22 protein-coding genes are annotated in these 21,027 nt (G+C 40.0%); 20 read left to right on the forward strand and 2 right to left on the reverse strand.

Annotated features, from left to right (window positions below):
- Positions 1-10 precede the first annotated feature (10 nt).
- From V6624_RS15250 to V6624_RS15295, 10 genes are all read left to right on the forward strand, one after another.
- Positions 11-1,069, forward strand: a complete 1,059-nt coding sequence (locus V6624_RS15250; protein WP_338839162.1) for an adenylate/guanylate cyclase domain-containing protein — start codon at positions 11-13, stop codon at positions 1,067-1,069.
- A gap of 152 nt (positions 1,070-1,221) precedes the next feature.
- The gene (locus V6624_RS15255) at positions 1,222-2,370 is read left to right on the forward strand and encodes a porin (RefSeq protein WP_338839164.1); all 1,149 of its coding nucleotides are present in this window, start codon (positions 1,222-1,224) and stop codon (positions 2,368-2,370) included.
- 63 nt (positions 2,371-2,433) lie between these two features.
- On the forward strand, positions 2,434-3,867 hold the full coding sequence (locus V6624_RS15260; protein WP_338839166.1) for an anion permease: 1,434 nt from the start codon (positions 2,434-2,436) through the stop codon (positions 3,865-3,867).
- A 21-nt stretch (positions 3,868-3,888) separates the two neighbouring features.
- Positions 3,889-4,548 carry a succinate dehydrogenase cytochrome b subunit gene (locus V6624_RS15265; protein ID WP_338839168.1) on the forward strand — a complete coding sequence of 220 codons (660 nt, stop codon included), beginning with the start codon at positions 3,889-3,891 and terminating at the stop codon, positions 4,546-4,548.
- Between the two features lies 1 nt (position 4,549).
- Positions 4,550-6,463, forward strand: coding sequence for a fumarate reductase/succinate dehydrogenase flavoprotein subunit (locus V6624_RS15270; RefSeq protein ID WP_338839170.1), 1,914 nt, complete (start codon positions 4,550-4,552; stop codon positions 6,461-6,463).
- A 20-nt stretch (positions 6,464-6,483) separates the two neighbouring features.
- Positions 6,484-7,242, forward strand: a complete 759-nt coding sequence (locus tag V6624_RS15275) for a succinate dehydrogenase/fumarate reductase iron-sulfur subunit (protein WP_338839172.1) — start codon at positions 6,484-6,486, stop codon at positions 7,240-7,242.
- A gap of 324 nt (positions 7,243-7,566) precedes the next feature.
- Positions 7,567-8,376 carry an SDR family oxidoreductase gene (locus V6624_RS15280; RefSeq protein WP_338839174.1) on the forward strand — a complete coding sequence of 270 codons (810 nt, stop codon included), beginning with the start codon at positions 7,567-7,569 and terminating at the stop codon, positions 8,374-8,376.
- Positions 8,377-8,540: 164 nt separating this feature from the next.
- Positions 8,541-9,584, forward strand: coding sequence for a sensor histidine kinase (locus V6624_RS15285; RefSeq protein WP_338839176.1), 1,044 nt, complete (start codon positions 8,541-8,543; stop codon positions 9,582-9,584).
- Entirely contained in the window at positions 9,581-10,342 is a 762-nt protein-coding gene (locus V6624_RS15290) for a LytTR family DNA-binding domain-containing protein (RefSeq protein WP_338839178.1), read from the forward strand. The genes V6624_RS15285 and V6624_RS15290 overlap by 4 nt, the downstream gene beginning before the upstream one ends.
- A gap of 189 nt (positions 10,343-10,531) precedes the next feature.
- Complete coding sequence (locus tag V6624_RS15295; RefSeq protein WP_338839180.1) at positions 10,532-11,560, forward strand: DUF6268 family outer membrane beta-barrel protein; 1,029 nt, start codon at positions 10,532-10,534, stop codon at positions 11,558-11,560.
- Positions 11,561-11,852: 292 nt separating this feature from the next.
- On the opposite strand, the gene V6624_RS15300 is transcribed toward V6624_RS15295, so the two are convergent.
- Both V6624_RS15300 and V6624_RS15305 read right to left on the reverse strand, forming a co-directional pair.
- Positions 11,853-12,317, reverse strand: a complete 465-nt coding sequence (locus V6624_RS15300) for a hypothetical protein (RefSeq protein ID WP_338839183.1) — start codon at positions 12,315-12,317, stop codon at positions 11,853-11,855.
- 55 nt (positions 12,318-12,372) lie between these two features.
- Complete coding sequence (locus tag V6624_RS15305; RefSeq protein WP_338839185.1) at positions 12,373-12,774, reverse strand: hypothetical protein; 402 nt, start codon at positions 12,772-12,774, stop codon at positions 12,373-12,375.
- Between the two features lie 134 nt (positions 12,775-12,908).
- Between V6624_RS15305 and V6624_RS15310 the strand changes: the two genes are divergently transcribed.
- The 10 genes from V6624_RS15310 to V6624_RS15355 all read left to right on the forward strand — a co-directional run bounded on the left by V6624_RS15310 (position 12,909) and on the right by V6624_RS15355 (position 20,948).
- The gene (locus V6624_RS15310) at positions 12,909-13,778 is read left to right on the forward strand and encodes a helix-turn-helix domain-containing protein (RefSeq protein WP_338839188.1); all 870 of its coding nucleotides are present in this window, start codon (positions 12,909-12,911) and stop codon (positions 13,776-13,778) included.
- Between the two features lie 106 nt (positions 13,779-13,884).
- The gene (locus tag V6624_RS15315) at positions 13,885-14,406 is read left to right on the forward strand and encodes a VOC family protein (RefSeq protein WP_338839191.1); all 522 of its coding nucleotides are present in this window, start codon (positions 13,885-13,887) and stop codon (positions 14,404-14,406) included.
- 325 nt (positions 14,407-14,731) lie between these two features.
- Positions 14,732-15,361, forward strand: coding sequence for a porin family protein (locus V6624_RS15320; protein ID WP_338839193.1), 630 nt, complete (start codon positions 14,732-14,734; stop codon positions 15,359-15,361).
- Between the two features lie 111 nt (positions 15,362-15,472).
- Complete coding sequence (locus V6624_RS15325) at positions 15,473-15,967, forward strand: hypothetical protein (RefSeq protein WP_338839195.1); 495 nt, start codon at positions 15,473-15,475, stop codon at positions 15,965-15,967.
- Between the two features lie 55 nt (positions 15,968-16,022).
- Positions 16,023-17,141 carry a sensor histidine kinase gene (locus tag V6624_RS15330; protein WP_338839197.1) on the forward strand — a complete coding sequence of 373 codons (1,119 nt, stop codon included), beginning with the start codon at positions 16,023-16,025 and terminating at the stop codon, positions 17,139-17,141.
- Positions 17,122-17,883 (forward strand): LytTR family DNA-binding domain-containing protein, encoded by a 762-nt coding sequence (locus tag V6624_RS15335; protein WP_338839198.1) that lies wholly within the window; start codon positions 17,122-17,124, stop codon positions 17,881-17,883. The genes V6624_RS15330 and V6624_RS15335 overlap by 20 nt, the downstream gene beginning before the upstream one ends.
- Before the next feature lie 276 nt (positions 17,884-18,159).
- Positions 18,160-18,858 carry a DUF4397 domain-containing protein gene (locus tag V6624_RS15340; RefSeq protein ID WP_338839199.1) on the forward strand — a complete coding sequence of 233 codons (699 nt, stop codon included), beginning with the start codon at positions 18,160-18,162 and terminating at the stop codon, positions 18,856-18,858.
- Positions 18,859-19,157: 299 nt separating this feature from the next.
- Positions 19,158-19,994, forward strand: a complete 837-nt coding sequence (locus tag V6624_RS15345) for an RteC domain-containing protein (RefSeq protein WP_338839201.1) — start codon at positions 19,158-19,160, stop codon at positions 19,992-19,994.
- Between the two features lie 265 nt (positions 19,995-20,259).
- On the forward strand, positions 20,260-20,613 hold the full coding sequence (locus V6624_RS15350; protein WP_338839203.1) for a helix-turn-helix domain-containing protein: 354 nt from the start codon (positions 20,260-20,262) through the stop codon (positions 20,611-20,613).
- Positions 20,614-20,639: 26 nt separating this feature from the next.
- Positions 20,640-20,948, forward strand: a complete 309-nt coding sequence (locus V6624_RS15355; RefSeq protein WP_338839205.1) for a helix-turn-helix domain-containing protein — start codon at positions 20,640-20,642, stop codon at positions 20,946-20,948.
- Positions 20,949-21,027: the final 79 nt, after the last annotated feature.

Raw genomic sequence — 21,027 nt, forward strand, 5'->3', positions numbered from 1 at the left:
TTATGTACCGATGAAAAACAAGACAGCCCATAACATCAAAGAAATCCTAAACATAACGGCGTTATGGATATTGCTCACATTTTTTTATGTATTTATAAAGTTTAGCGATATTCCTGAACACTTTATACAGGAAATATACGGAAACGGTGCAGGGATCGAGATATCCAAAATCGAACTGTATAAGATATCATTTTTTGTAGCGCTCCCTTTCGGTCTTGTAATGGGGATTTTATATACCACACTATATCCTGTTCTATATCACAGGTGCAGTTTTATCGTAAATGTGGCTGTCCGTTTAGCCATCTTTACGTCCATGTCCTCCTTAATTTTTTTCATTATGTCTGGATTCTCAGCCATAAGCCCAATACTTTTTGCAAATGCGTTAGGAATTTTTATCTATATGCTTTTAACTGAAATCATAGTAGGAATACTGATCCTTTTGCGAAGAGACCTAGGCAGAAATTATTTTAGGAATACCGTTATCAATACCTATCATACTCCCAAAGAAGAACAACGTGTTTTCATGTTCCTTGACATGGAAAATTCAACACCAACCGCTGATAAGATAGGACATCTGAACTACAGTAGATATATACAGGATTGTTTTTACGATCTATCGGATATCGTACTGGAACATGAAGGTGATATTTATCAATTCGTAGGTGATGAAGCAGTCATTACTTGGAAAGTTACGCGAAAATTCCGCTATGAAAAATGTATAGAACTATACTTTTCCTATATGGATTGTCTGAAGAGAAGACAAAAATATTACCTTGATAAATACGGTTTAAGTCCCGTTTTTAAATGTGCCATTCACCAGGGTAAAGTTTCTACCGCACTCGTTGGGGACTACAAAAAAGAAATAGCGTATCATGGCGATGTGCTCAATATCTGCTCCCGTTTGCAGTCCGCTTGTAAGAAAAGTGCAGCCTACGTAATTATATCCGGTGACTTTTATTCCAGTATAGTTGATCATGAATCATACACATATAAGTTTGTTAATTTAAACGATCTAAAGGGTGTTGAGCATGAACAAGAGGGATTGTTCGTATTTAAAAATAGTGGTTGATAATTAATTCTATAATTTAAAATGTATGAGACTTTTCGTCGAATTTCAAAGCCGATGAAATCTCTCCATAGCCTTCGAAAAAAGTAAACTTAAATAGAACTTTTAAATAGTCGTTTACTTGGCAAAAATTGTAAAAAATTAAAGTTATTGTAATGAAAAAAAAGCTAAATCTATTGCTTTTTATAGCATTTTGGGTGCCCGTAACTGTGTTTAGCCAAGATAGACAGCAGCCAACAGACAGCACAACGACAAAGGAAATCAAATATCCCGTATTCAAGGTTAAAGGGCTATTTCAAAGCCGTTACATCGTAGGCTTGCATGATAAGGTAGATGTCAATGGAATGCACCACGAAACTGATAAATACACAAACAACACTTTTGATGTAAAAAGGGTTCGTTTTTCTACCGCCGTAGCCATCAGCGAATGGGCCGAAGTCAATGTCCTTTTAAACTTGGCAGACTTTAAATCTGATCCCAAAAACAAAGTTCTTGAAAACGCTTATATACAATATAAGATTACCGAGGATTTTGCTGTAATATTAGGCCAGTTTAGGCCATCTTTTGGTTTGGAGAATACTTTTCCAGTGGATATCGTAAAATCTATGGATTTCTCTAACCAATACTATGAATTTGGATCCAATGGGTGGGAAAGTTTTCAGATTGGTGCCGGAATAATAGGTACTACCCACATCAGTACACTTCCAGTTAAGTACGCTCTGACAGTATTTAACGGTAACGGACGCAATCAGAACAATGATAAAGACAACGGAAAGCAGTTTGCAGGGCGTACGGTGATTACCTTGTCCAAAAAAAATCAGTTCAATTTAGGCTTAAATGGTGGGTATGGAAAAGTGTTTGATGAACCGGTATATGCAGCGGGAATAGATATTTCAGGCCTGTTCAATTTGGGCAGAAAATTTTCACTGGAATTTCAGGCCGAAGCAAAGCAGGGAACAAACCATTACCGATATTTCCTGATCCCTGTAGCAGACCGAACCGTAGAACTTAAGGATTATCAGGTTAGAGGCTGGTACGCTTTGCCAAATTTGAAGTACAATGTAGGAAAACCACGGTTTAATTCCATAGAAATCTCATGCCGGTATGAAGAATTGGATCTTAATTTCAAGAGAGACTCCAATATAAGGCGAACCGTGCTACCTATGGTAGGATTTGAGTTTTTGAAAAATTACAATTCACGACTGCAACTGGGATTTCAGATGGATTTTTACGAAAAAGAAATTTCCAACACCACAACTTACAACAACAAGCTATTCATCATGCAGATTCAGTCACGGTTTTAGCCGGCGAATAATCCTATAACGATGACATCCAAAATTGAGAACATGAACTAACACATATTAAAAATGAAAAAAGAAATCAACCTTGGAAGTTTATTGGCGACCGTTGGGTTCTGCGCCATACTATGGTTTATCCCCCCTCCCAAAGGTGTCAATGAGCAGGCATGGCATCTGCTGGCAATATTTCTGTCCACCATTCTTGGAATTATTATTAAGGCTGCTAGCATGGGAACAATGTGTATGTGTGCCATTGCCACAGTAGCACTCACACAGGTGCTGGCCCCGGGAGATCCGGCAAAATCTATTACTCTGGCGCTGAAAAGCTTTGGAGATAAAGTCATTTGGTTGATTGGAATTTCCTTCTTTATCGCCAGAGGATTTATTAAAACTGGACTAGGAAAGCGGATTGCATTGATGTTCATTAAAATCTTTGGAAAATCACCATTGGGGCTTGCTTACGGTTTGGGGCTTGCAGATTTAACTTTAGCACCTGCTATTCCAAGCAACACTGCACGCGGGGGCGGCATAGTCTATCCGATCATGAAATCTATGGCAATAAGTTTCGGTTCGACTCCAGACCAGCCAGAAACACATCGCAAGTTAGGTTCCTTCCTTACAATGAACTGCTATAACATCAACCTCATTGCTTCATCGATGTTCCTTACCGGAACTGCGAGTAATCCAATGTGTCAGAAATTTGCAGCTGATATGGGAATCAAAATCACTTGGATGTCATGGATGCTAGCCGCTTTGGTACCTGGAATTGTTTCCTTCCTTGTTATTCCTCTGGTGTTGTACAAAATCTATCCTCCGGAATTGAAATCTACTGGAGATGCACCAAAAATGGCAGTAGCACAACTGAAGGAAATGGGTAAAATAAGCAGGAATGAATGGTTGATGCTTTTGGCCTTTGTGATTCTTCTGGTACTCTGGATTACGGGAAGTCTGTTTGGTATCGATGCTACTACCACTGCATTCATTGGACTTGTTTTATTACTACTGACTTCGGTACTGACATGGGAAGACGTGAAAGCTGAGAAAGGTGCCTGGGATACTATTATCTGGTTCTCAGCATTGGTCATGATGGCAAGTTCGCTGAATGAACTTGGATTTATTTCATGGTTCAGCGAACAGATAAAATCTCAGATTGGATCTTTATCCTGGATGGTTGCATTCCCTGTGATAGTTGGAGTTTATTTTTTTAGCCATTACCTGTTCGCCAGTGCTACTGCGCACGTCGCGGCAATGTATGCCGCCTTGTTGGGAGTCGGAATATCAGTGGGCATTCCGCCGTTGTTGCTCGCATTTATGTTGGGCTTCACTGGTTCGCTATATGGAACGCTAACGCATTATGGCCACGGTCCAGCCCCAGTATTCTTTGGAAGCGGATATGTCGATATAAAAACATGGTGGATCAAGGGGTTGATTTTAGGTCTTGTTCTTATGGTTATTTACATGAGTGTTGGATTCGCATGGTGGAAGCTTCTCGGAATATATTAATTTGTCAAAAACACTCTAGTTATGTTAAATATCACCTTGATAAAAAAAATAATGATGGCAATGACCGGCCTCTTCCTGTCATTTTTTCTCATTGTTCACTTGTTTGGAAATCTACAGCTTCTTTTACCTGAGCATCAAGCACAGCTTCAGTTCAACCACTACTCCCATCTGCTTTCAGGAAACATCCTAATTAAACTTGTCTCCTATATTTTGTATTTCAGTATTATCGGACACTCTGTTGTTGCGCTAATTATAACCCTAAAAAACAATAAGTCTGGCGGAAAATATCAGCTTGATCATCGTGGAAGGGCAAGTAAATGGGAAAGCCGGAACATGGGGTTTTTAGGCACTGTAATCCTGATCTTTTTGGTCATTCACCTTGCTAATTTTTGGTACGTGTACAAATTCGGAACAATTCCTGAAGACTCCAACGGCAATAAGGATCTCTACATCGTAGTGAAGGAAGTTTTTTCCAGCGGGTGGTATGTAGCTGCATACATTTTAAGCGCCGTTGCCCTTGGCTACCATTTGCGACATGGAGTCTATAGTGCAGTTAGGACATTGGGACTTTTTCATCCCAAATATGTAGGCTACTTAAAGACCATAGGACTGATTTATACCTACGCAATCACCATTGGCTTTGCGGTCATTCCGATTTATGTTTATTTAACACAGCAATAGTATGGAATTTGAATCAAAAATACCAGAAGGGCCATTAGAAGAAAAATGGACACGTTACAAAAGGCAAGCTAAACTCGTAAGTCCGGCCAACCGAAAAAAAATCACAATTATTGTCATAGGGACTGGTTTGGCTGGAAGTTCGGCAGCCTCTTCATTAGCTGAAATGGGCTATAAAGTCAAGTCTTTCTGTTTTCAGGATTCTCCACGGAGGGCGCATTCAGTCGCTGCACAGGGAGGTGTTAATGCGGCCAAAAATTATAAAAATGATGGAGACAGTGTTTATAGGATGTTTGTAGATACTCTTAAAGGAGGGGATTTCCGCGCAAGGGAAGCTAATGTTTACAGGCTTGCAGAATGTTCACTTAATTTAATTGATCAAGCGGTTGCTCAGGGAGTTCCATTCGGAAGGGAATACGGGGGATACCTTAACAATCGTTCATTTGGCGGTGTCCAGGTCAGTCGTACCTTCTATGCCCGAGGACAAACTGGACAACAGTTGCTATTAGGATCTTATCAGGCATTGATGCGACAGGTCAACAGTGGAGGTATAAGCCTGTATACAAGACATGAAATGCTCGATCTTGTTGTAGATAACGGCAAGGCACGAGGTATCATCGTAAGAAATTTAGATAATGGGCACATTGAACGTCACGGCGCTCATGCGGTTATTCTGGCAACAGGCGGTTTTGGAAAAATCTATTATCTCTCTACGCTGGCCATGGGATGCAATGGTTCGGCGATATGGCGGGCACATAAGAAAGGAGCATTAATGGCTAATCCGAGCTGGACACAGATCCATCCAACTTCCCTACCACAATTAGGAGCTTACCAATCCAAACTGACATTGATGTCTGAATCTCTTCGTAACGACGGAAGGATCTGGGTGCCGAAAAAAGAAGGAGACGAGCGAAATTCAAATGAAATCCCCGAGGAAGAGCGAGACTATTATCTGGAAAGGCGCTACCCTGCCTTTGGTAATCTGGCTCCACGGGATATTGCCTCAAGGGCTGCCAAAGAACGTATTGATGCAGGATATGGAATTGGGGCGGAAAAAAATGCCGTCTATCTAGATTTTTCAAAAGCAATTAAAGAACAGGGGATTGAAAAGATCAGAGAAAAATACGGCAATTTATTTGATATGTATAAAAAAATCACCGGTTTCGATGCCTACAAAGAACCAATGATGATATCACCTGCTGCGCATTTCTCTATGGGAGGACTTTGGGTAGATTATGAATTGATGACCACTATTCCAGGCTTATTTGCATTGGGTGAAGCTAATTTTGCAGATCATGGCGCTAACCGCCTTGGAGCCAACTCGCTGTTGCAGGCGTGTGTAGATGGGTACTTCATAGCACCTCATACCTTGCAGAATTATCTTTCCACAGAAATTCATAGTGGTCCAATAGATACGGATACACCTGCTTTTGAACAGGCCGAAAAAGCTGTAAAGGCACAGATTGACAATCTTTTACATATAAACGGAGATCTGACAGTAGATTATTTTCATAAATCTGTTGGGAAAATCCTGTACGACAAGTGCGGCCTGGCACGTAATGAACAAGGTCTTAAACAAGCTATAGCCGATATAACCGTGCTAAGGAAAGAGTTTTTTAAAAGAGTGCGTGTCCCTGGAAAAGACACGGAGCTGAACAGTGAACTCGAAAAAGCCGGAAGAGTACTTGATTATCTGGAAATAGCCGAGTTGATGTGCAGGGATGCGCTTCAAAGAAATGAATCATGTGGTGCGCACTTTAGGGAGGAGTATCAAACACCTGATGGGGAGGCTATGCGAAACGACGAGGATTTTTCCTATATATCTGCTTGGGAATATATTGGTCCCGGTCAAACGGTCTTAAACAAAGAACCATTGTGTTTTGAGGAAATAAGACCCATCATCAGAAGTTACAAATAAGTGTCCCAAAAATAAAAAAAATGAAGATACATCTAAAAATATGGAGACAGGCAAATTCCAGGGAAACTGGGAGACTGGTAGATTACGATTTGGATAACATAACCGATCACATGTCTTTCCTCGAAATGCTTGATTTTCTGAACGAGAAACTTATACTGAAAGGAGAAGAACCAATAGAGTTTGACCATGATTGTCGTGAGGGAATTTGCGGACAGTGTGGTTTGATGATCAACGGTATTGCACATGGTATGTTGGAGCATATAACTACCTGCCAATTGCACATGAGAAGTTTCAGCGACGGAGATACCATCGTAGTGGAGCCATTCGGAAGTCAGGTGTTTAAAATAAAAAAGGATTTGAAGGTCGACCGTTCAGCTTTTGACCGGATCATCGCTGCTGGCGGTTATATCAGTGTAAATACAGGGCAGGCTCCGGAAGCAAACTCAACGCGTATTAACCATGAAATTGCAGAATCAGCTTTTGATTCTGCTGCCTGTATTGGCTGCGGTGCATGTGTAGCCACCTGTAAAAATGGTAGTGCGGCACTTTTTACATCAGCAAAAATCAGCCATCTGGTCAAGCTTCCACAGGGCAAAGAAGAGCGTATGCAGAGGGTCAGCAATATGGTGTTTCAAATGGATGCCGAAGGCTTCGGGCATTGCAGTAACACCGAAGCATGTGAGGTCGAATGCCCCCAAGGCATTTCCGTTCTGAATATAGCACAAATGAATTACGAGTTTAACAGGACTGTGGTAATGAGAAATAAGGCAAAGGCATGAGTTTTTAAATTTATTCTTTGTAAAGGAAAAATCTCCACTCGAGTAATACTACAGTACAGGAGAAAACAATAGATATATCTAATAAGTAGTTAAACATTCCTTTCATCCAACTTTTTGTACTATTAGACCTTTTATAGGGCTATCGGTTACCGTAATTTTAATCCTGCTATATTTCTACCAATTAGATATACTATTTGCAGATGTACAATCTGTCGTAAAACTAATTGTTCAAAATAGCTGAATGCCGTTTGTATCCTGTTAATCATAATATTCAGGATCAGTCAGCAATCTTTATTAAATAGACTAAACTAAATATCATAAAAAATGAAAAAAACGATTATAATAACAGGTATCGGAGGTATGGGGATAGCGTGTGCCCGAAGACTGGGATCAGGATATAAACTCCTATTATGCGACTTTAATGAGCAACAACTGAGCAACGTGTCCGCGGAATTAACGATAGGCGGATATGATGTCACCACGCTTAAATTAGACGTATCCGACAAAGCTTCGGTCGAGGCCGCAGCAAGCAAAGCCGTAGAGCTGGGCGAGATACAGGCAATTATCCATACAGCAGGGCTGTCTCCGACCATGTCTTCTGGAGAACGGATATTAGCCGTTAACCTGATCGGTACTGCAAGGATGCTTGAAGCGTTCGAGCCACATCTATCACCTGGAACGGTAGGCGTTTTTATTTCCAGTTCTTCCAGCTACCTTTCTAATAACCTTACTCCTGAACAGGAGAAAGAAATACTAAGGCTTTCGGCAGATGAACTGTTGGAATATGTTCCTACCATGGGACTGACTGACCCCAATACAGCCTACCCGGCATCTAAAAAAGCAAACCGTTTACAGATTGCGGCAGCATCCGTAAAATGGGGCAAAAAAGGTGCAAGGATAATGTCCATCAGTCCGGGTGTGCATAGTACACCAATGGGAAAACAGGAACAGGAGGCACACGCTGTAATGGGTTACATGATCGATAATACACCAGCGGGCCGGGTAGGTACCGCTGAGGATATAGCATCAATGGTCGAATTTATTATAAGCCCTGCGGGGAACTTCCTCAGTGGTTCTGATATTCTTGTGGATGGTGGTGTTGTGGCATTCCTGCAAACCTCTGCTATTAAATAGATAGACCTGCTTTAAAGGCCGACAGAAGGTATTGAGCCTCCTGTTGGCTTTTGTTTTTTAACAAGTACGCTTCGCTCTTCGTTTTGGCTTGTTAATAGTCATAAATATCCGTTTGGCCTTAAAATGAGTCACGACTTGCAGGTTAAGTACATACTTTTGTTCTCATGTCATATCAGTTGCCCATTAAAGGACTTGTAAGATTGAACCTAGTCGTCAGTATACTAATTTCAGCACTGATGACCATCTTTTTATTGGCCAGAAATTATGATGGAACAGATACGGTCTATAGAATTTTCCAATCTCTTATTTTCACCAATCTGGTGAGTTTTGGGAACATGTTCCTGTTATTTACATGGAATCTAAAATTTAGGAAAAAGGAGCGAAAACTGCCCACATTGAGCTTGTACCTATACAGCTATGTATGGGCAATGGGGGTTTGGTTTTTAGTAGTCACTCTTTATTCTGCGGCAACGGGAAAAGAATGGGAAGGAGAACAGGTCGAGGAAGGAACCGTTATCGCCTACCTTTTGGCTATTGTGGCTGTCTTCTCCATAAATACAATTATACTTATTATCCAGTACCTATTTATATTCCAGTATCGCAATGCACAAAACGAAATAGAAAAACTCCAACTGAAGGCGAATGTAAGTGAGACGATGAATTTGCTGTTAAGGCAACAGATACAGCCACATTTTTTGTTCAATGCTTTGAACACCGCCAAATCACTTTACAAACAGGACACAAAACTTGGGGAGGAATATCTAATACATCTTTCCAATTTTCTGCGGGTATCGGTATCAAATCCCAAAGAACATTTAGCATTGGTCAGAAGCGAGATAGATTTTTGCCTTATTTATCTCAGGATGCAAAAAATCCGTTTCGGAACCGCAGTAGAATACGATATACAACTAAGCGACCCTGTACTGAATAACGGTAACATCCCCTATTTCTCGTTACAACCTTTGATAGAAAATGTATTAAAGCACAACGAACTTACCGAAGAAAGGCCGGTACATATCAGAATTTACGAAGAAAACGGTTTTATAGCTGTCCGGAATAATCTGCAGGTAAATCCAAATCCCGAAGGATCCACGGGTAACGGGCTGTATAATCTCAGGGAAAGGTACCGCCTGCTTGGCGAAAGCGATATCAGGATTAGTTCTGATGATAGTTTTTTTACGGTTTACCTAAAGATTTTGAAAAGATGAAGGTCATAATTATAGAGGATGAAAGAATTACTGCTGCCGATTTACAGCAGACATTGCAGCAGATCGATGCCTCATTGGATGTTGTCACCATTTTACGATCTGTCAAGGAAGGCTTAAAATATTTTGCTGTAAATGAAACGCCGGATCTTATTTTCAGTGATATCCGCCTTGGAGATGGTCTGAGCTTTGAGATACTTCAGGGATTGCAGGTACCGGTTATTTTCTGTACAGCCTATGACGAATATGCACTCAATGCTTTCAGCACAAATGGTATCGGTTACATCTTAAAACCCTTTACTGAAGATTCTGTCAGGGAAGCACTTCAACGATACAAAAACCTTACCCGGGTGGGCCAGCAAGAAATAATCAGACAGTATGAATTTCTTCAGGATATGTTTTCTGTAGCCTCCAAGCCCAAATCAACCTCTATCTTGGTAAACCAAAAAGACCTGGTGATCCCAATAAGAATTATCGATATCGCTATGTTCTATCTGAGGAACAATACGGCCTATCTGTGCACATTCGACAAAAAGACTTATTGTTCAAACAAAAGCCTGGACGAGCATGAACAATTGGTCGGGGATCAATTTTTTCGCGTAAACCGGCAATACCTGATCAACAGGAAAGCAGTGATACATGTATCAAGCCTGCTCTCACGCAAAATGTCCCTCTCTGTGTCGGTTCCTAACGATGAGTTCATCACCATCAGCAGGGAAAAAGCACCACAATTCTTGAAATGGCTACAACAGAATGAATAGCGCCCCGCTTAAGGTTTGCCAATGGCAATCTCACCATCTTTTTTGAACGCTTCGTAACCAAACTGTGTCCGATCTTCCTTTGATTGATCTAAATTTAGATATTTAATGCCTCCCGTTAAATAATTTGAGGGAATTGACATGGTAGAATAAAATAAATTACATTATAGATATATGAAAAATGCCAGGAATATGAGAAAATCCAGTTTGACAATTCTGTTAGTACTTTTTTGTTTTGGAATCCGTGCACAGGAGCTTCCTGTTGCAGAACAGGAACGCCTGGCGGACTCAATACGCAAAACTGCTGCGGAGCAGGCAGCCCTCCTGTATCCCCGCATACGCCAATTCAGCATCACGCATGAAGAAAATGGGGTGGGGAAAATACGATCTAAGGTAAATGGGAATGATGTGTTCGAGGGCAATTTTCGGAGTTCGCGAACGCGGATCAATATGAATATGCCTGTGCTGCAGCGCAGGAACAATACTTTAGTGGCAAGCCTGGGTGTCATACATCAATTCTACGAGCTTAGCGATATTACAAATTTTGACAGTAATAATCCGGTCTACGACCACAGCACGTACATGCCAATGCTGTCAACGGCAATTACATACATCAGAACAGATTCCCTTTTTGGAAAGCCAGTTACTATTACGGCGTCTGCCGGAAGCATCTTTAATCCCTCTATGTCCAGAAGTCAATTTACCTTTACCGGTATCGTGACCGTTCCTTTCATCAGGACCGAAAATACCCGTCTTTCCGGTGGAGCTGCGATCTTGCTGGATCCGGCATCTCCCGTACCCTTCTTTCTGATGATCAATTATTACCACAAATTCAGGAAATGGGACATGGACCTGACGGTAGACCTGCCTTCGCGGATTGCATTACGCAAAGAAATAACACCCAAGACCTCCCTTACATTCTTTAATGAACTGGCCGGAAATAATTCATTCTTCGAGTTTGACAAAGCCGTATCCCTTCTTCCTACCGATAAACTAACCCTGTCCTCACTGGAAATCAAATCTGGCCTTATGGCAGAATACAGGCTTACAAAAAAAGTGATAATCAGCGTGAGCGGAGGCGTGAACAATATGGTAAACTCCAGGATACGGGAAAACAACTCAAAGCCCAAGGATTACTTTATTGACAATAAACACAAACCGGTGCCCTTTGTCCAGGTCGGTCTTTCCATACTGCCATTTTGGAAAGGATTGGATCTGTAAGAATATGGGGCGGCAATGCATGAATTGGTTTTGGGCAACGTTCCGACAATTGAAATCTATCAGAGAATCATATTTGACGTTGGATAGATAAAATAGCGTGGAGGTCGGGAGATTTACCCGAAATAAATCTTTTGGAAGGTTGCCCAGGCGGTTCTGATGGGAGCACGGTTAAATTGACCGAAGGAAATGCCACAGGCATTGTACTACGACCTTCTCAAATGATAAGGAAAAAAACAACCGCCTAAAAATCACTTTTTAGACGGCCAATACTACTTTATGGCTTGAGTAGAATTTATTGCTGTATTTTAATTCTGCCGTCAGGTCCGTAATCTACCAACTGTTCCATCAATCCCCCACCTATGACCTCAAGTTTGACCACCATTGGTTTGTCAAAGCCAGGCATTTCTTCAAATGTATTGAACTCAGCTACGCGAATCATAGCCTTTTTTCCTGTTGGCAATAGTCCCATGATCTCTGACTTCTGAGTCAAATACATATTATAGCTGATCGCTATGACATTACCCTGTACAACACAGCTCTCTATTGGTCCCATATCCATTATGAAAGCATCACGCTGTACCTTCATGCTTTGTTGATATTCACTAAAGATCTGGGGCTTTTCGCCTATGGCGAAAATAATTGCATCTGGCGAATAAAGTGACCGTGACCATTTCAGCCAGTCATCGTAATCCGGCTTCCATTCTTCCCATGCCTCATAAAGACGGTTCTTGATTTTCTCCTGAAAACTTTTATCCATAACTATAATTTTGAAATAAATTTCTGAAAATATTTAGTTAGCAAGTGTTGCATAACTATGCGTTCAACGGATGGTCCGATACAGCCCACCCTTCGACAACACGCGCACCTATAGGTGCTGGATTATTCTTGAACTGTACAAATTCAAATGACATCTGCTGGAATTTTTCTCCCGTTCTTTTGTCCTTTATCTGTACAGAATAACGAATTCCGCACCAATTGTCTTCAACCAGCATATTATAGAAATTTCCCAATTCTATTTCATATGCTTTAAAAAACTCGCCCATATAGTCCTTATATTCCTGTAGCGTCAGGCGCTTGCCATCCACGTTGTAATGGGCATCAGGCTCATAAAGTGTATTGCACCATTCCAGCCATGCGTCGTAACCCTCGTTCCAGTTTTTAAAACCGTTGCGCAAGCGATCCTTTATTGCTTCTTCAATATTCTTCTCAACCATAACTTTATTCTTTAAAAATTTATTAGAGTAAAATTATGCCGAACATCTTGAAGCTTCAAGATCTATTGTTATCCAAAATTGGTCAAAAAGTACTATATTTAATCTTTTAAGTTATATCCAACAATAACTAAGGGATGAAAAGTACATACCTGCCATTTGAATTTAGCAACGAGCACCGAAATCCCTACACGGATTTTAATAACGACGATGTGCTACTCCTCGAAAAGCCAATTATTTCTTCTGTTATAAAGCATCCGGTTAAACTTGAAGTTACTGTAGCTATTGTATGTTTAAAAGGGACATCCAGCGGGAGGTTCAACATGAGGCATCATGTAATAGAATCCCCGTGTCTGCTTATTCTGATGGCCGGGCAGACTGTAGAATTTGAATTTATCAGCGGGGATTTTTCTGCGATTTTTCTACTGATGTCAAAAAGATTTTCCGAATCTCTGAAAATGGAGGAACGGGTACCTGCATTACTGTCACTTTACAAAAAACCTTATGTTGAACTGGGTGAACATCAGTTGCATGACCTGTTGGAATATTTTAAACAGGTAAAGAGGGCTTTAAGTGAAAGGGATAATCCGTATAGGATAAAAATCATCCAGCATATCACTAAGGCATATTTCTATCATTTCGGCTATTATGCACATCTGAAAGAATATTGTGAGCACGAACAGAATCTTAGGCATGATGAAATATTGGAAAAGTTCCTGAATGCCCTCCAGACAAATTACATCGCACATAGAAATTTGGCCTTTTATGCCGATCTACTTTGTCTGAGTCCAAGATACCTTTCCAAGATCATAAAGGACAACAGTGGCCTGAGTGCGAGTGAATGGATAGAGGAGTATGTCATGTTGGAAGCAAAAGCTCTGCTAAAATCAACCGATTTGACCATCCAGCAGATCAGCGACAGGCTAAACTTCGCCTCGCAGTCGTTCTTTGGGAAATATTTCAAACGTGTAATGGGAATATCCCCCAGCGTGTATAGGGAGACATAATGTCGGTTTAGGTACGATTTTGTCCTTTTTACATTTTTTTTATTAGGATACAGCATCAATATTTGATAATATTGACCATAATCATAACAGCAAAAATTCTGATCGAATGAAAAAAGACATTTTAAAGCCTGGTTTAAACGTATATAAACACTTTTTCCAGATGGCATATATTACCACAGATCTCGACCAATCCATTAAAATATTCAAGGAGTTTTACGGTATTGAAAAATTTCTTGTTGTACCAGAACCAATAAAAAAAGAGGTTATAAAAGGTAGTATGCTGGTAACCTATGAGGTAAAACTGGCATTTGCAAATATAGGAGAGATCCAACTGGAACTGATTCAGCCATTGCAGGACGGAACCGGATGCTATAGCTCATTATTGCCCTCCTCAGGATTTTCACAGATGTTCCACCATTTTGGCTGTAAATTTAATGACCGAAAAGAATGGGACGATTTTAGGAACTGTTTGGATACCGATAAACACCATATAGCCTTTGAAAGCCACGATAGTGTCTCCCCATTCCTTTATCTGGACGAGACGAAGAACCTCGGCCATTACGTAGAATATATGTGGCTGGATCCAGAGAAGAGTGCATCCCTATGGGATGCTATACCCCAGAATTAAAAATAAACCTTTATCATCCACCCTTTCTTGAAAGCAGGTTTCCCGAAGGGGGCCTGCTTTTCTGTTACATTCGGGTTACGGTAGTGCGTCTGGTCGGTACACCGGTATCTATTATGTGGGCTAAGAGTTGAGACAAGAGAAAATGGGAATGACCTATAGCCAAGTCTTTCCATATTATATCATTTTTCCGGGCGTTTGCCTTTTCGCCCCCCGATTTATCCTCTTCGCTTTGATAATAGCTAAGACCAATGCTGTCACTTTGTAATTTTGGGGCATAGTTAAACAAATTAGAGAAAATTAAAACAATTTAAAAAATTTAAGAGTCATGAAAAAATTAGTAGTGTTCGCATTTATTTTACTTTCAACACAGGCATTTAGCCAGGAACAGGGCTTCTTTGGTAAGATGCTGAGTCGTACTTCGTTCGGACTTAAGGCCGGCGGTAACTACAGTAACTTTGTCGATGCCGCATTTGAAACCGAAGGACTTCCCGGATTTCACGTCGGCGGTATGATCAATTTCAAACTGAGCGAAAGATTCTCTATCCAACAGGATTTCCTGTATTCCACTCAAGGGGCAAAACTTAAAAATCCGGCATTCGGTCAGAAAGAAAATATAGAATTGGCTTATATGTCTGTTCCGATCCTTTTGAGATACCAGACTGCGGGAGGTCTATTTTTGGAAGCTGGACCACAGGCCAATATGCTGATCACTGATGATGAAGATTTCGCTGGTTATCTTGGAGTTGATAAATTCGCTGACAAAGTTGATGCCGGAGTTGCCGGAGGTTTAGGTTATGAGTTCCAAAAAGGACCTGTAAGGGGGCTTGGTATAAGTGCCCGTTACTACATGGGATTTATGGAAGTCGGCAAGTTCACTTCTGCGAGTGTAAAACCAGATTTCAAGAACAGTGTGGCCCAGGTGAGCATTTCCTATGTCTTCGGAAAAAAGAACTAATCAAAAAACCATATTGCCGGCTATCACTAGCATAGGTGCAATATGGTTTTTTTTATCTGACAGCTAATCGGAAGAAGTAAATCTAAATTAATCGCCTTTAACAATAGAAACATGAATCAGAATCAATCTTCTACGCCAATTGTCAGTATCGGCATTTTCTCGAGCAAAGAGGAAATGCGTAGCCTGATTTTTCACGGAAACGTAGAAAACATCAAGAGCTATATCGATAAGGTAATAGATACAGCAAATTATCATATAGATAGTATACTGGCAGGAAAAAGATCCGCAAAAAAGAAAAAAGGGGGTTTTTCACAATTCTACAGGAATTTTGTAAATCCCAATGCAGAGGAAATAGAGCTTGTTGATATCTGTCTTGAAAAGGCAGCCGAAGGTATCGAAACATTAAGTTTGCCAATTAATGCAAGATACCCCAATCTACAGCATATCCTATATAATTTCAATCAGCGACTCAGTACGCTAAAAAACGAGTCAATACCGCAACTTAAGGAGTACAGCAGGAAGAAAAAAGGAAGAAATCGTTTGATAGTTTGGGGAATCATCGTCTTACATGTCATCATCTATGGAGGTATTTTTCTGATGTTGTAATTTGGATTGTCCCCCAGATATGTATGGTTACATAATATCTTACATACCGATCCAAATGCTAAAAGATTTAATGAGTATATTTACAACCAATAAACCAATAAAAGTTCCAAAATTCGGGATGCTAAGCAATTTAAAAAGAATTATCAATGAGAATAGTTTAAGAGATGTAAATAGGCTCAACGTAATGTTGACGTTCTTTGTCCTTGTCTGTGCGTTGATTTTTCTTGTTCTGGCAGAGAATTCAAAAGTAACGATCGTGATGTCGATCAAGAGCGGATTGTATATGTTTACGATCAGTTCCCTGCATAAATATATGCTTCGCTACAGTGCAGAAAGGTTTTATGACAACATCTTTATGTTCAGACTTTACCGGTACGTTATCGGCTATATAATGGGCATATCCCTTTACCTTTTTTCCTGGTATATTGCAGCTCCTATTGCCGGTTTGAAGCCTCTGGATAATTTCGAGGATCTGATGAAATATGGGCTTGTCGGTTTCATGATCAACACGGTTATACTTGTCCTTCATGATTTTGTTATCGTCAGGCGTGTAAAGATTCAGTCCGATATTGAAGTAGCCCGTCTACAGACAAGAAATGCCGAAGCGGAAAACCTGCTACTAAAACAGCAGATACAACCACATTTTCTCTTCAATGCTCTGAGTACCCTGAAGGTATTGTATGCAACTGATACGATCAAAGGTGATCAATATCTTTTGCATTTAGCCGATTTTTTAAGGGTGGCAGTATCCAATAACCGAAAGGTGCTGGACACACTTGAAGATGAGCTTACGGTTTGTAAAAACTATTTGAATATGCAAAAGATAAGGTTCGCAGAATCTTTGGAATGGAGCATTCAGATTGAAGATACTGAAAAGCTGCAAGGTTATGTTCCTACATTTTCTATTCAATCACTCGCCGAAAATGCCATAAAGCATAATAGCTTCACTACAAGACAGCCATTGAAGATCACGATAAGACAGCATGGTGACTATATAGAGGTCTTTAATTCCATCAAGGCTAAAAGCTACGGAGATAATTCTACCAAAAGTGGTCTGGGGAATCTGGCCGAACGTTATTATCTGTTGACAGGTGAAGAAATAACGGTAAAAAATGATGGTAAGGTCTTTTGTGTGGGTTTTAAGATTATAACAGATGAGGGTAGTAATAATTGAGGACGAAAAGCTGGTCGCAGAAAATCTCGCTTCCCAGCTGAAACAAATACGTCCGGATGTAACAATAGATTGTTTGCTGGAGTCTGTGGAAGAGAGCATAGAATACTTTCATCACAATTCGCAGCCCGATCTGATATTCAGCGATATCCAATTGGGTGATGGGCTTTCTTTTGAAATTTCCAGACACATAGAGATCAATGCACCTGTGATATTCTGTACTGCTTTTGATGAGTACGCTCTTGAAGCTTTCAGGGCAAGTGGCATTGCCTATATCCTAAAGCCTTTCAGTAAAAAATCGCTGGAAGATGCGGTCGTAAGGTTTGAGCAGTTGAAGGGACATCTCATGGGAGAAATGGCCAATCAGTATGAAACAGCTATGACTGCACTGTCAAAATATCAGCTTAAGGACAGCGGAACATTAATGATCAGGTACAGGGACAGGTTTTTGCCCATATCTCTTGAAAGCATTGCTCTTTTTTATATTGAACACGAAATTATCCATCTGTATACCCACAGTGGAAAAAATTATATCATTCCAGATACCCTCGAAGAACTTGAAAAGAAAGTTAGCATAGATTTCTTTCGTGTGAACAGACAATTTATTATCAATAGAAATGCGATCACTGATATCCTGGATTATTTTCCACGAAGATTAAAGGTCAATCTTAATATTGCATTTCATAAGGAGATTATTGTCAGCAAGGAAAAACGAAAAAAGGTACTGGAGTGGATGCAGGAATAAACTGTATCAGTTGTAATCATAATCCTCGACTAAACCCATCAGCCAATGCCTTGGTCGCTTACCACTTATGGGGGACCTATGTCCCTAAAGAATGGGTGGCAGACAAGGCGTGTCCGTTTGCCTCCAAATTTGTCCTGTTGCCTTTGATTTTCGTACAATTTAGACATGATAACATATACTTTTGGTCAATAGATTTTTAAACTTAAAAAAATATAAACCCGCTTAAATGGATGGATTAGAGAAACCTATTCATTACAAGCTAAAAAAATCAAGACTATGACGTATCATGTTATTAAATCAAAAAAAATCTTTAGTAAAGGGCTGGCTGCTGCTGTTTTACTATTTTCCACAGTTGCAATATCATCCTGTGAAAAAAATGATATCGATGACGCAGGAACAGCCCAGCTCAAAGTGGTGAATGCATCGTCAACTTCCGCCGAACAGCGCTTCTTTCTCGTTAATAAAGAATTAACTGGAGACGCACTTGCATACACGGAGTATTCTGATTATATCTCGACCTATACGGGGAATCGTCTTGTAGGTTCTTTTCGAGATGCACAGACGGGCGCAGAAGTAGCAGATGGAGAGCTTTGGATGGCAAATGGAGAAAGATATACAGTTTATCTTGCCGGTAGCGGATCAAAGGCTCGTGTAAAAATGTTTGAAGATAAACTTTCAACGCCGTCTGCGGGAAGGGCAAGGATCAAGTTCATCCACCTTAGCGACGGGGCTCCTTCCGACATTCGGATAAAGGACGCATCGGGTGACAATATCGTGAATAGTATCAGTCGAAATATTGCCAGTGGATACCAAAATATTCCTCCCGGTACACTTACATTTTCGATTTATGGACTGTCGTCGGGTAACCTTTTGGGGACCTTCGATGTGCCAGACCTTCTTGAAGGCAAGAATTATAGCATATACATTACGGGGGACTCATCGAATAATCTGGAAGTACATAAAGTTCAATATTAACTGCTACTGACGATAATATGTTTGGTCAACGTGCTTGAAACCCGTTTAAGGTTTGCAAACATTGATAAGCGAAAAATCAGGACATGGCCCCAAAATTACCAAGTGTAGTTTTGGGGTTTTGTTTAAGAACCTATCTTTCCTGCAACTGGGCGCGAATTGGTGAATCGTTACAGAGGGCATCTATAATGTCCACTCAATTTGCAAACATCGGCAGACCATCTCATTTCACAAGTTCTGATTTACATTTTTTAAAATAAATTAATATGCCATTTTTTTATGGCGAATGAAATACAGTATAGATGATTAACTATTGTAGCAAGGTATTACAAGAATTAGATGATAAAATTTTAGATTTAGAGATAGAGCTAACCAGTCCTATTCAACTCGCTGAAACGGCTGTGACTTTGGTTTTGGATTATTTAAGGGATGTAAAGGAATTTGTACTGAAAAGGAGTTTTGAAAATGCCGAAGAAGAGATTTATTTCTTCAAGAAGTTGAAACCATCAATTCTCTCCAAGCTTATCTATTACAATTCGGTTTATAAAATTGAAATGAAAAAGCCATATGGAGGAGACCGAATAATAAAAACATACTTGAACCAAGAGCTTACAAAGCTTAAACGCTTTTTTGATAACAATCTTGAATTCTACAAATATTACAGAACAAATAGTACATATCTTGACAACCTATATTTTGTAAGGGGGAAATTTGACATTAAGCTAAGTCTGGATACCTATTATTTTGAATCTGATCAAAACTTTAGCACTACCCACGATTATAAAGTTGCCAAGATTATAGCTTACGATCTTATTCAGGTTTATTTAGAGGATCAGCTTTTCAATATTAAAAAATATTCTCCCACAAAAGATAAGGCGATCAACAAGAGTAACTTAAATTGGACAGCCAGTAAAAGTGCGCTGATAGAATTAATCTACGCTTTACATTCCCAAGCTGTATTTGAGAATGGCAATACTGATATTAAATCTATAGCCAAAGCCTTTGAGCGGGCCTTTAATGTTGATCTTGGCGATATTTATCATACTTTTTTAGAACTAAGAAACAGAAAAACCAACCGGACAAAGTTCATAGATGCTCTTTTGGATGGGCTAATCAAAAAAATGGACGAACAGGAATAGAAAATTAAATTTCCAAAGACTAATTGTTTTGAGTCTACTAAGCAGCGTATTAAGCGCTGCTTTTTTATTTGCCCATATCTGCCAATTGGCAAATGGTCAAAAAATGCTGTTACAAAATATCCCTAATGCCTCAAAACCCTTATTAAACAAGGGTTTTAGCCAATTGTAAAAATTTTCAAAAAAGTGGCAAACCAATTGGCAAGGCTTGGCAGACAAACACTGCCACCTTTACCAATTTTGCATAGTGAACTTTAAATACTGTGCAATGAAAATCATAACCATTGAAGAGGAAGCCTGGCAACAGCTTAACAGCCGTATCGATGCCATTGCCGACTATCTGAAACGACAGGAAGATAAAAACTATGATGACCTATGGCTCAACAACCACGAGGTATGCCAATACCTGCACATCAGCGAAAAGACCTTATGGCGTATGCGTACCAAAGGCGAAATAGCCTACTCAAAGATCTATGGTCAGTACTTCTACACTATAGGATCAATTAAGGATATGCTTAACGCCAATGCCATACAAAGTACTGATGAATTTGTGGAGGAGCTTATGGCAAAAGGCAAAAGTTATATCGAAAAAGGCAGAAAGCTGAATAGAGATAAAAAATAGGTATGAACCCTTAAAAGTATGTTCCTATGAATATAGATAGAATTGAATTTTTGGCGTGGATGGAACGCCTTATGGGTCGCCTCGATATGTTGGGCGATAATATAGATGAGTTGCAAAAGAAACGTAACAGTATAGATGGTGAGGAATTGCTGGATAATCAGGACCTACTTCAGATGCTCAAAATAAGTAACCGGTCCCTGCAAAGGTATCGCTCAATAGGAAAACTGCCTTACTACACCATCAGCGGAAAACTTTATTACAAACTGTCGGATGTACATCAGTTTATAAGGGAAAGTTTTAACCCGCCTACTACTAAACTGAACGCCAACAAGTGACAAACACTGCCTTTGCGTGCCACTTCAGGAAGTGCAGTGAATGCTTGCTTTAAATTCGGCTGTGAACTTTTAAAATTTT

This window comes from Flavobacterium ginsenosidimutans, assembly GCF_037478105.1.
GTDB lineage: Bacteria > Bacteroidota > Bacteroidia > Flavobacteriales > Flavobacteriaceae > Flavobacterium > Flavobacterium ginsenosidimutans.